At 67.2% G+C, this 11735-nt stretch carries 12 protein-coding genes; 9 read left to right on the top strand and 3 right to left on the bottom strand.

Annotation, left to right across the window (positions count from 1 at the left end):
* Positions 1-330 precede the first annotated feature (330 nt).
* From GVY39_RS28715 to GVY39_RS28695, 5 genes are all read left to right on the top strand, one after another.
* Positions 331-663 (top strand): hypothetical protein, encoded by a 333-nt coding sequence (locus GVY39_RS28715; protein ID WP_236565726.1) that lies wholly within the window; start codon positions 331-333, stop codon positions 661-663.
* Positions 644-1177, top strand: coding sequence for a DUF6879 family protein (locus GVY39_RS28710; RefSeq protein WP_159930032.1), 534 nt, complete (start codon positions 644-646; stop codon positions 1175-1177). Before GVY39_RS28715 ends, GVY39_RS28710 begins: the two co-directional genes overlap by 20 nt.
* Positions 1174-2016 carry a helix-turn-helix transcriptional regulator gene (locus GVY39_RS28705; protein WP_159930031.1) on the top strand — a complete coding sequence of 281 codons (843 nt, stop codon included), beginning with the start codon at positions 1174-1176 and terminating at the stop codon, positions 2014-2016. The genes GVY39_RS28710 and GVY39_RS28705 overlap by 4 nt, the downstream gene beginning before the upstream one ends.
* 49 nt (positions 2017-2065) lie before the next feature.
* Complete coding sequence (locus GVY39_RS28700) at positions 2066-2587, top strand: DUF6879 family protein (protein WP_236565725.1); 522 nt, start codon at positions 2066-2068, stop codon at positions 2585-2587.
* 84 nt (positions 2588-2671) lie between these two features.
* Positions 2672-3091, top strand: a complete 420-nt coding sequence (locus GVY39_RS28695) for an HIT family protein (RefSeq protein WP_159930030.1) — start codon at positions 2672-2674, stop codon at positions 3089-3091.
* 73 nt (positions 3092-3164) lie between these two features.
* Here the strand turns inward: GVY39_RS28695 and GVY39_RS28690 are convergent, their stop codons facing one another.
* Both GVY39_RS28690 and GVY39_RS28685 read right to left on the bottom strand, forming a co-directional pair.
* A complete protein-coding gene (locus tag GVY39_RS28690; RefSeq protein WP_201295385.1) occupies positions 3165-4037 on the bottom strand; it encodes an alpha/beta fold hydrolase in 873 nt (290 codons plus the stop codon).
* Positions 4038-4103: 66 nt separating this feature from the next.
* A complete protein-coding gene (locus GVY39_RS28685; protein ID WP_159930029.1) occupies positions 4104-5192 on the bottom strand; it encodes an alkene reductase in 1089 nt (362 codons plus the stop codon).
* Between the two features lie 46 nt (positions 5193-5238).
* Here GVY39_RS28685 and GVY39_RS28680 point away from each other — a divergent pair, with 46 nt between their 5' ends.
* The 3 genes from GVY39_RS28680 to GVY39_RS28670 all read left to right on the top strand — a co-directional run bounded on the left by GVY39_RS28680 (position 5239) and on the right by GVY39_RS28670 (position 8646).
* Positions 5239-5610, top strand: a complete 372-nt coding sequence (locus GVY39_RS28680; RefSeq protein WP_159930028.1) for a MerR family transcriptional regulator — start codon at positions 5239-5241, stop codon at positions 5608-5610.
* A 10-nt stretch (positions 5611-5620) separates the two neighbouring features.
* Complete coding sequence (locus GVY39_RS28675) at positions 5621-7792, top strand: S9 family peptidase (RefSeq protein ID WP_201295384.1); 2172 nt, start codon at positions 5621-5623, stop codon at positions 7790-7792.
* A 152-nt stretch (positions 7793-7944) separates the two neighbouring features.
* A complete protein-coding gene (locus GVY39_RS28670) occupies positions 7945-8646 on the top strand; it encodes a DUF2334 domain-containing protein (protein ID WP_159930026.1) in 702 nt (233 codons plus the stop codon).
* Positions 8647-8766: 120 nt separating this feature from the next.
* Here GVY39_RS28670 and GVY39_RS28665 read toward each other — a convergent pair whose 3' ends face one another.
* Positions 8767-10158: a glutamate decarboxylase gene (locus GVY39_RS28665; protein WP_159930024.1), complete on the bottom strand. Its 1392-nt coding sequence runs from the start codon at positions 10156-10158 to the stop codon at positions 8767-8769.
* A gap of 220 nt (positions 10159-10378) precedes the next feature.
* On the opposite strand from GVY39_RS28665, the gene GVY39_RS28660 reads away from it, so the two are divergent.
* Positions 10379-11734 (top strand): dipeptidase, encoded by a 1356-nt coding sequence (locus tag GVY39_RS28660; RefSeq protein ID WP_159930022.1) that lies wholly within the window; start codon positions 10379-10381, stop codon positions 11732-11734.
* Position 11735: the final 1 nt, after the last annotated feature.

Here is an 11735-nt window from a genome sequence, read left to right as displayed (position 1 = left end):
CATCCCCTCCGAGCGATGCAACCGGCGGATCTCCGCCCAGTCCTCCACGTTCAGCACCTCATGATCGTTCACGGGTGGGTCAACATTCACCCGGAACCAGAGGGTCAGTATTCAGCCGGACGCGACACCGGAAACTTCTCGGACTGATCACGGGTGCTGGCACCCGCCCGACGGTGAGTGACTGGATTCGAAGGTACGAAGCGAGATCCGCCAGGTCCACGAACTTGCGCAGACTTGCGTGGTTTCCCCTAACAGGGTGCATATGCCGCAAGAGTGGCGGATCATGAGGTGTGCTGCGCAAGCATGCACAAATATTCAGGGAGGGACTTGATGATGAACTTACGATTCCTCGGCAAAGGTGGCTCTGATAAGACTGGTTGCCCATCGTTGTATGCCACTGCTCAGGGAAGTTATCTCGTTCAGGGATGGCAGACCGGCGAGCCTGAGACAGTGGAGATTCCGCACCTGTTGACCGGCTTCGCTGAGCCGGACACCTTCATCGGCGCGACGATGACGGACACGGGTAGGGGGACGTTCAGGTTGACCGGCCGCCCCATCACTGATCATGAAACGTTGAGCCAGTTGGTGCTGGAGGACAACGAAACAGCCATCGAAGTGCCGAAGGCTGAAAGGAACTACTACGGTGGAATTTCGCTCGGATGATCGTTGGCTGGAGCTATTCGAGAGCGCCCAGCGTTCAGCGTTCCACCTGGAGGTCCGGGATTCCTACGCCGAGCCCGAGGAGTCTGCACCGCTACGGCGGTTCCTCGCAGGCGAACCGGAGCCGCCGGACGGCTACGACAAGAACGACTGGATCGAACTCATAGAAGCACTGGCCGATCGCGGGGTCACGATGAGCCGTATCCGCGTGGTAACCGAGCCCCTTTCCGGCTATCAACGGTGGTTGTTGTCCGTGGCTGGAAGTAGCGTGAGCGCCGGCGAGGACATTCGTTACATTCCCAGGCATCTCGCGGGAGAGACTCCTCTCGATGACTGGTGGTTGTTCGATGACGAACTGGTGGCGTTCAACCTCGTCGACGCCGCAGGCAAGCCGGTCGGCGCGGCAGTGACCAACGATCCCGGCGTCGCGGCATACTGCCGAGTCGTCAGGCAAAGGCTCTGGGATCGGGCCATCCCGTACACCGAGTTCGCCGCTTCGGTCAGCATCCAGCGGTGACCGATTCTGTTCAAGACGCGAGGGAAGCTCTCGGCCAGAGGCTTCGGGAAATCCGGCGTGATGCCGGTATCACCGGCCGAGAGCTTGCCTCCCGCGAAGGTTGGCACGAGTCGAAGGTTTCCCGCATCGAGCACGGGAAGAACACGCCTTCGACTGACGATATCCGCGCTTACTGCAACCACTGCCGGGCGCACGACCAGCTGCCCGACCTGCTTGCCACGCTGCACAACATCGACGCCGCATATCTCGAGTACCGGCGGTTGCTCAGCGCGGGCGTCAAGCGCGGACAGCAGTTGTATGCCAAGCTCGAAGCGGAAGCAAAGCTGATTCGCACGTACGATCCGCAGATCATTCCAGGCCTGCTGCAAACCGCCGAGTACGCCGAGGCCAAGCTGCGCAGTGTCATCGAGTTCTATCACTTGCCCAACGACATCGACGCTGGCGTGTCCAAACGCATCGAACGGCAGCAAGTCCTGTACCGCAGAGATCACCGGTTCCACTTCGTCATCAGTGAGCGATCCCTCTACACAACCGTTGGCGACGACGATGTGATGCGCGGCCAACTCGATCGACTGCACTCGATTATCGGCATGCCGCGAGTCACGTTGGGGATCGTGCCGCTGACAGCTGAGGCCAAGGTGGTCTTGGAGAATTTCACCATGTTCGACAATCGGATGGTCAAAGTCGAAGGGCACACGGCAGAGTTGACCATCAAGCAGCCGAGGGAAGTCGCACTGTATGGGCGCGCATTCGACGTCTTGTCCAATCAGTCCGTGACCGGCAAACAGGCGCGCGATCTGATCACCGCAGCCCATGAACGACGTACGGGAGCTGTCTGAGCGGGTAGCGAGACAATGACGACCAGCAAGATCAGGAGGACGTTCTAAGGTGCTCTACCTTCAGCATGAGCCGCCGAACTGGTCCGCCCTGTTCCGCGATTGCAAGGCCGAAGCATTCCACCTCGAGGTTCGGGATGCTTACGCCGTGCCGACCGAGTCGGACCGGTTTCGCCGATTTCTGGCCGGAGAGCCCGCATTGTCGGACGAGCACAAGAATCGTTGGAACGATCTCATCCGGGAGACGACCGGCCGGGGTGTGACCGTCAGCCGCGTGCGTGTGGTCACGGTCCCTCACACCGATTATCACCGGTGGTTGTTGTCGGTGACCGATACGAATACAGCGGCAGGTGAGGACATCCGGTACCTGCCGCGGCATCTCGCCGGAGAAGTCTCCCCGGATGACTGGTGGCTCATCGACAACGAGCGCGTTGTCTACAACCTTGTGAACGAACAAGGGAAGCCAGCAGGTCTGGCTATCACCACTGACCCACGCATCGTCGGCCACGCCCGGAGCGTGAAAGAACGACTGTGGGAGCTTGCTACCCCTTACGCGGAGTACGTCAGCCAGTGAGCACTGTCCACGGTGGAGGACTGTTGCCTCGACTCGACCAGCTACAATCTATGTTCGAGTATCTGCCCGAATAAACTGCGGGTCGTGAATCCCTACACGATTTTCGCCGATATCGTCGCCGGGCGAGCGCCGTCGAGCAAGGTCTACGAGGACGACGATGTGCTGGCGTTCATGGACATTCGGCCGATGACGCCGGGGCATCTGCTGGTGGTGCCGAAGGTGGCGGCGCGCAGTCTCGCCGAGCTCGATCCGGTCGTCGGGGGGAAGCTGTTCCAGGTGGGACAGCGGTTGGCGGCGGCGTTGCGGGCCAGCGAGGTGGCGTGCGACGGAGTCAATTTCTTCCTGGCGGACGGGGTGACGGCCGGGCAGGAGGTCTTTCACGTGCATCTGCACGTCATACCGCGCACCCCGGGCGACGGGTTCGGTTTGCGCGGGCGGCCGACCAGTCCTCGGCGGCCCGATCTGGACTATCTCGCCGCCTCGATTCGGGGTGCACTGGACTGAGCTGATCGATGGGCCTGCGGTACCGTCCTGGCCCCGGCCATCCCTCGGGGTCGGCTCATCCTCCGGCAGGAAGTCACCGATCGGCGTGCTGGCCGAGCAGGGTACGCAGAATCGGCTCGGCGTGTACCCAGAGCAGTGCGCCGCCTACATCCGCGACCACGTGGCGGCGTGCACCGGGTATCCGGGTGGACAAGAATGCGCCGCGATCCGGGGAGTGGCTGGTATCCAGTTCGCCGTACCAGATGTCCACCGGCACCGCGATCTTCTCGAGGTCGAACGGCCAGCGGCGCATCGCGAGCAGGGTGTCGTGCACGTATCCCCCGGGCCCTGGCGCGAACGCTTCGGCCAGCGCACAGCGATAGGACGCCGCGAACGCGGCGCTTCGATAGACCGCGACATCGGACGGCGCACTCGCGGCGATCACCATATCCCACATCGCGTCCGCGTCGAACGCCGCGAGATGACGTGCGGCGGCCTCCGGGGCGTGCGCGGCACCGTGTACGAGAGCTCGCACTCCCTCGGGCAGCGCGTCTGCGAATTCGGGGGCGGCGAGCTCGTCCGCGGCGGAGACCAGGGACACCGCCCCGGCCACGCCGGCCACCGCGCACGCGAGCGCGAACGGCGCACCTTGCGAGTTACCTACGACCGCTGGTCTGCCCAGCCCGCGGCGCGCGGACAGCTCGCGGATATCGTCGGCGAACGAGGCGAATGTTCGGTCCGGAGCAGGTGTCGAAGCGCCCAACCCGGGGCGGTCGACGGAGACCAGGCGCACCCCGAGCCCGTCGACGGAGTCGGCGCCGAAGCCGAGCCGACGACTCGTCGCCGCTCCCGGGCACAGCAGCACCGGAGTGCCGTCCGGCGGACCCCATTCGGCCCAGCCCAGCGCCCGTCCGTCCGTGAGGCGTGTGGTCCCGATCCGGTCGGGATCGCGAATCGACACTGACACGCCGATCATCCTGGCGCGCACCGGCCGCGGCCGCAGCTGATTTTCGCTGCTTCCCGGAGCGACGAGTCAGTCGCGCACCAATTCGGCCGCCGACCAGTGGGGATAGTCGCTGTAGCCCTCGGCGGTGCGGCCGTACAGGAGTTCTTCGCGAATGGGCGCAAGCGGGAGGTCGTAGCGGATGCGGTGCACCAGATCGGGATTGGCGATGAACGCCCTGCCGAAGGAGACCAGGTCGGCCAGACCCGCGCGCAGCACCTGTTCGGCGCCCGCCGCCGTGGTGGGCTCGCGGTTCTCGCCGATGTTCGCCATGAGCGTGCCGTGCCAGAGCGGCCGCAAGTCGCGCAGCGCCGGGTAGCGGTCGTTGTCGGTGAGGTGCAGGTAGGCCAGACCGCGCCCATCGAGTTCGGCGACGAGCGCCCGATAGAGCGGGGCCGGGTCGGCTTCGTACATGTTGAACTGCGGGTTGCCCGGCGAGAGCCGGACAGCTGTGCGCTCGGCGCCGATCGCCTCGGTCACCGCGTCCACCACCGCGAGGGGCAACCGCATGCGGTTGGCGATCGATCCGCCGTACTCGTCGTCACGCAAATTGGTGTTGTCGGCGAGGAACTGGTGCAGGAAATAGCTATTGGCCCCGTGGATCTCGACCCCGTCGAAGCCCGCGGCCATGGCGTTGCGCGCCGCGGCGGCATAGTGCCGTACGGCGGCCTCGATACCGGCGCGATCGAGCGCGGCGGGCGTGATGGGATCGGCCTTGCCGCCGTCGATCAGGTGCACCCGATCGTCGTCCAGCACCGCCGACGGTCCGGCGGGCCAGGACCCATCGATCCGCGCCAGCGGGTGGCCCTTGCGTCCGCCGTGCATGAGCTGCGCGAAGATCCGGCCGCCGCGCGCGTGCACCGCCTCGGTGACGCGCCGCCACGCCGAAACGTGCGCGGGCGTCTGCAATCCGGGCACCCAGGCCTCGCTCTGTCCGGTGGAGTGCGGCCAGATGCCCTCGGTGACGATGAGCCCGGCCGTCGCGCGCTGGGCGTAGTAGTCGACGACATCGCCGGTCGGCGATCCGTCGGGCAGCGAGCGCAACCGCGTCATCGGAGACATGACGATCCGGTTGGGCAGGTCGAGCGGAGGGTTGCGGTATTCGGTCAACAGCAGCATGGCTGTACCGTAAAACCTGACATTGATGTTAGGTCAAGGAGCGAATGTGCGGATCGGTGAACTGGCCGAGCGGACCGGTGTGAGCGTCCGGTCGCTGCGGTACTACGAAACCAAAGGTTTGCTGGCCTCGGAGCGGACCTCCGGGGGGCAGCGGGAGTATCCCGAGGCGGCGGTCGATCGGGTCCGTCGCATCCAGGAGATGTTCGCCGCCGGCCTGCACAGCGACACGATCGGCGAACTGCTGCCGTGCATCCACGACGTCGACGGCACCCCCAATGCCCGAGCGACGCCGTTCCTGGTGGAAAGGCTGACCGAGGAACGCGCCAGGATCGATCAGGCGATGTGCGATCTACGCCGGACCAGCGACGTGCTCGACGGCATCATCCGAGCGGCGGGCGCGGGCGCCTCCGAACAGTAGGGTGGACGCCATGGCTCTCGACAGCGGAACGATCTCCGAACCCGGTAGCGGCGCGGTGGCGCCGCCGGTCGCCAAGACGGTGCCCACCGAGCGGGTCCATCACGGCGACGTCTTCGTCGACGAGTACGAATGGCTGCGGGAGAAGGAGAACCCCGACGTCATCGCCTATCTGGAGGCGGAGAACGCCTACACCGAGGCACAGACCGAGCATCTGAGCACGTTGCGCGAGCGAATCTTCGACGAGATCAAAGCGCGCACGCAGGAGACCGACCTCTCGGTGCCGACCCGACTGGGCGACTACTGGTACTACTCGCGCAGCTTCGAGGGCAAGCAGTACGGCGTGCACTGCCGGTGCCCGATCGCCGCGGGCGCCGAGGGCATCGACGCGTGGACGCCGCCGCGGTTGGAGGCCGAGACCGAGGTCCCGGGCGAAGAGGTGCTGCTGGACAGCAACGAGCTGGCCGAAGGGCACGATTTCTTCGCGCTCGGCGCGTTCTCGATCAGTCACGACGGCGATCTGCTCGCCTACTCGGTCGACAACGTGGGCGACGAACGGTACGTGCTGCGTTTCAAGGACCTGCGCACCGGTGAACTGCTCGGCGACGAGATCGAGGGCACCGCGCCGGGCGCGACCTGGTCGCTGGACGGTAGCCACGTCTTCTATCAGACCGTCGACGAGTCGTGGCGGCCGGACACGGTGTGGCGGCACCGGCTCGGCAGCACCGATCCCGACGTCAAGGTGTTCCACGAGCCCGACGAGCGCTATTGGGTGAGCATCGGCGCCAGCCGGTCGGAGAAATACCTCATGATCTGGGTCGGCTCCAAGATCACCAGCGAGGGCTGGGTGCTGGAATCCGACGACCCCGAGGGCGAGTTCCGGGTACTGCTGCCGCGCCGCGAGGGTGTCGAGTACTCGGCCGAGCACGCGGTGATCGGCGGGGCGGACCGGTTCCTGATCCTGCACAACGACGTGGTGGATGGCGTCAAGGCGGAGAACTTCGTGCTCGCCGAAGCGCCGGTCGACGACCCGTCGAACCTGACGCAGCTGATCGGGCACCGCGACGACGTGCGACTCGAGGACATCGACGCGTTCCGCGACCACCTCGTGCTCAGCTACCGGCGCGAGGCGCTCACTCGGATCGCGGTGTGGCCGCTGACCGACTCCGGCTACGGCGAGCGGCGCGAACTCGACATCGACCTGGAACTCTTCGCGGTCGGCGTCGGATCCAACCCGGAGTGGGACCAGCCGACCCTGCGCATCGGGCTGACCTCGTTCATCACGCCGATGCAGGTATTCGACTACGTTCCGGCCACCGGCGAGCTGCTGTTGCGCAAGGAACAGCCCGTGCTCGGCGGCTACGACGCGAACGACTACGAACAGCACCGGGACTGGGCGGTCGCCGAGGACGGCACGCGGATCCCCATCTCGCTGGTGCGGAAGAAGACGACGGCCGTCGACGGCCCGCAGCCGTTGCTGCTCTACGGCTACGGCTCCTACGAGGCGAGCATCGATCCGGCGTTCTCGGTCGCCCGGCTGTCGTTGCTGGATCGCGGCATGGTCTTCGCGGTCGCGCACGTGCGCGGCGGCGGCGAGATGGGCAGGCTCTGGTACGAGCACGGCAAGACGCTCACCAAGAAGAACACCTTCACCGACTTCGTCGCCGCCGCGCGGCGCCTCATCGAGACCGGGGTCACCGCCGCCGACCGGATGATCGCCGACGGCGGCAGCGCGGGCGGCTTGCTGGTCGGCGCGGTCGCCAACCTGGCCCCCGAGCTGTTCGCGGGCATCCTCGCCAACGTCCCGTTCGTCGACCCGCTCACCTCCATCCTCGACCCGTCGCTTCCGCTGACCGTGATCGAGTGGGACGAGTGGGGCAACCCGCTGACGGACAAGGACGTCTACGAGTACATGAAGTCCTACTCGCCCTATGAGAACGTCGAGGCCAGGGACTACCCGGCGATCCTGGCCATCACCAGCCTGAACGACACCCGCGTGTTGTACGTCGAGCCCGCGAAGTGGATCGCCAAGCTGCGCGCCACCGCGACCGGAGACGCGCCGCTGCTGCTGAAGACGGAGATGAGCGCGGGCCACGGCGGGGTGAGCGGGCGCTACGAGAAGTGGCGGGAAGTGGCCTTCGAGCACGCCTGGGTACTCGACACGGTCGGTCTCGCCGACGCGTAGTCCCACCGTCCGGCCGCCCGCGCGAACCGGCGGCCGGACGGTAGCGGCGCGCCGTCAGCGGGGTGAGCGCTCGATACACCCGTGACGGAGTGTTCGCCGCCCCGTCATGCCGCCTGCACGTCGAGGACATGTGCGGCTGGCACCGTAAGTTCATGAACGCTGAGCTGATCGTATCGATTTCCGGGATCAGGGACACCACCCGGGACACAGCGATGGGATTCGCCGAGGAGATGGATCGGCGCGGCGTACCTCTCTCGCTGCTGGTCGCCCCGCGGTTGAAGGGCAAGTACCGGCTGCTCGACGACCCGGCGACGCAGGCCTGGCTGCGCGGGCGGCGGGCGCGCGGCGACGCCATCGTGCTGCACGGCTACGACCAGGCGGCCACCAAGCGGCGGCGCGCCGAGTTCGCCGCGCTGCCCCGGCACGAAGCGCGGTTGCGGTTGACCGCCGCGGATCGGGTGCTCGAACAGGTCGACCTGCGCACCCGCCTGTTCGCGGCCCCGCGCTGGGATGCTTCGGCGGGCGCGCTGGACGCGCTGCCGGAAGTCGGTTTCCGGTTGGCGCTCGGCTCGACCGCGATCATCGACCTGGAGCGCAATATGGCGCAGAAGTCCAGGGTGTACGGCATCGGCGAAGGCTTCCGCGCGGAGCCGTGGTGGTGCCGCGCCCTGATCATGGGCGCCTCGCGCACCGCCCGCCGCGGCGGTGTGCTGCGGCTTGCCGTGTCCGCCGTCCAGTTGGCGCGATCCGGCCCGCGCCAGGCCATGCTCGACGCCGTCGACCTCGCGCTGTTCCACGGCGCGGTCGGCGCCACCTACCGGTGGGAATCCTTCCCGGCCCTGCGCGCCGCATGACTGACGTCGCGGGCGGCGATGCGCCGGCGCCGTCGCCCGCGGCCGGTCGGGACCGCGCTCGCGCGACCGATCGGCGCCGCCGCCCGCGAATGGCGTAGCCGGGCGGCGGCGCTGTCCTGATCAGGACGGCGCGATTTCCGTCTCCGGCACGGCGGGCGTGGCGTTATGCGTGAATCCGCCTGCCTCCTCGTGCGTGAGCGAAGTCGAGAACGGTCGCCGCCGTAGTTGTCCGATGCACCGGTCGAGATCGGCGATCAGCAGGTCGGCCATGTCGATGGTGAAGCCGTGGCGCAGGACCGCGCGCATCACCGTCTCGCCGTCCCGCTCCGAGGGCAGCGGATAGGCCGCGATCAGCCAGCCTCTGGAACGCAGCCGGTCGGACAGGTCGTAGAGGTTGAAGCCGGGATCGCCGGTCAGCCGCCAGCACACCGCGGTGATGCCGCGCTGCGGGTCGCCGTCGTGGATCAGTTCGAAGACCCCGAGCCCGCGCAGCCCCGCGGCCAAGTGCTGCGCCACCCGGTAGATCGCGGCCTGCACCCTGGCGTAACCGGCACGGCCCAAGCGGATGAATTCGTAGTACTGGGTGATCGCCTGTCCGCCCGGGCGGGAGAAGTTCAAGTTGAAGGTGGCCATGCTGCCGCCGAGGTAGTCCACGTCGAAGATCAACTCCTCCGGCAGGTCGCCTGCCTCCCGCCAGATCGCCCAGCCCGCGCCGAGCGGAGCCAGCCCGGTCTTGTGCCCGGAGGCGTTGATCGACTTCACCCTGGGCAACCGGAAGTCCCAGATGAGGTCCGGGGCGGCGAACGGGGCGAGAAAGCCGCCGCTGGCCGCGTCCACGTGGATCGGAATGTCCCAGCCGCGCTCGCGCTCCAGCGTGTCCAGCGCCGCGCTGACCCCGGCGACGTCTTCGAACAGACCGGTGTAGGTCTGGCCGAAGGTGGGCACGACCATCATGGTGTTCGCGTCGCAATGTTCCGCGACATCGTCGGGGTGCATGGTGAGCCGGTCCCCGCGCAGCGGAATCCGGCGGATCTCCACGTCGAAGTAGCGCGCGAATTTCTCCCAGCAAACCTGGACAGGCCCGCAGACGAAATTGGGTGTGCCGGTGCCGCCACGCTTGCGCCAGCGGAATTTGGCCGCGAGTCCGCCGAGCATGGCCGCCTCGCTGGACCCGATGGTCGAGGTGCCGTGCGTGGTGGCCGGGTCCGGCGCGTGCCACAGGTCCGCGACCATCCGCATGGCGCGGCGCTCCAGCTCGGCCGTCTGCGGGTACTCGTCCTTGTCGACGATGTTCTTGTCCAGGCATTCGGACATCAGCCTGCGGGCCTGGTCGTCCACCCAGGTGGTGCAGAAGGTGGCCAGGTTCATCCTGGAGACGCCGTCGAGCATCAGCTCGTCGTGCACGATTTCGTAAGCGACCTGCGGAAACATCTCGTGCGCCGGGAATCCGGATCGCGGCGCGGATCGGCTCAACCCCGGTAGGGCGAACAGATCATCGGCTCCTTCGGACATGAGTACGGCCTCCCGATTCGACAGGTGTGCGGGTATGCCTCGTCTCTCCTGGAGGATGCCACTCGATTGCCGGCATCCTCCCCGCCCACCTTGACACACGGCGACCGACTTCTGGACGCACTTCGTACTCGCCTGGGAATCGCCCCGGATCACAGGCCGCGCCCGGACACCCGACTCGTTGCACGACCTCCTGTTCCAGGGCGGGAGATAAGGTTGGGGAATGACGGAGGATGTGCGTGTCGCGGCGCTGCGCGGTGCGGTGGCAGGCTTGATGGAGCAGGCGAAAACCGATCTGGCGCAACTTGTCTCGTTCAAGTCGGTAGCCGATCCGCGGCAGTTCCCTCCCGAGGAGTGCGATCGTGCGGCGCAGTGGGTGGCCGACGCGTTCGCCGCCGCGGGGCTCACCACGGTCGGCCTGCACGAAACGCCGGACGGCACCAAGGCAGTCGTCGCCTCACGGGCCGCTCCCGAGGGCGCGCCGACGGTGTTGCTCTACTGTCACTACGACGTCCAGCCGCCGATGGACGAGGCCGCGTGGCGTACCTCGCCGTGGGAGCTGACGGAGCGCGACGGCCGCTGGTACGGGCGCGGCAGCGCGGATTGCAAGGGCAACATCGTCATGCACCTGACGGCTTTGCGTGCGCTCGGCCCGGACCTGCCGCTGGGTGTCACCGTGGTCGCGGAGGGCTCCGAGGAGCAGAGCACCGGGGGACTGGAGCGGTTCGTCGAAGCCCACCCGGACCTGCTGCGCGCGGACGCGATCGTGATCGGCGACTGCGGTAATTTCGCCGCGGGCCTGCCGACGCTGACCGAGACGCTGCGCGGTGGCGTGAACGTCGTGGTCACCGTCGAAACGCTCGCGAGCCCTTTGCATTCCGGCATGTTCGGCGGCCCGGCCCCCGACGCGCTGGCCGCGCTGATCCAGCTGCTGGCCTCGCTGCGCGACGAGCGAGGCAACACCACGATCGACGGCTTGGCCAACGATCAGGTTTGGCCGGGCGTGCGGTACCCGCGCGAGCAGTTCCACGCCGACGCGGGCGTCCTGCGCGATGTCGAACTCATCGGTGACGGCGACGTCGCCGATCTGCTCTGGGCGCGACCGGCGCTGACGGTGCTGGGCATCGACGCGCCGCCGGTGGTGGGATCCGCGGCCGCGATTCCGCCGATCGCGCGGGCCCGCCTGAATCTGCGGATTCCGCCGGGCACCGATCCGGATCAGGCGCACCGGGCTCTCGTGGCGCATCTGCAGGCGCATACGCCGTGGCGCGCCCAGCTGACCGTGGAACTGGAAGGCATCGCCGCGCCGTTCCGGTCTCCCGCCGGGGGACCGGCGCGCGCGGCGATGGAGGCGGCGCTGGCCGCATCCTATGGACGCGCGCCGACCACCCAGGGGCAGGGCGGCTCGATCCCGCTGTGCAACGTCTTCGCCGCCACCTACCCGGACGCGGAGATCATGCTGCTCGGAGTCGAAGAACCGAAATCTCTGATCCACGCGCCCAATGAGAGCGTCGATCCCGAGGAGATCGAGCACATGGCGCTGGCCGAAGCGCTGTTCCTCGCGACCTATACCGGCTAGA

Source organism: Nocardia sp. CY15 (genome assembly GCF_009829295.1).
Taxonomy (GTDB): domain Bacteria; phylum Actinomycetota; class Actinomycetes; order Mycobacteriales; family Mycobacteriaceae; genus Nocardia; species Nocardia sputi.
Note: the sequence above shows the minus strand (reverse complement) of the source record. Positions and strands in the feature narration are given on the sequence as shown.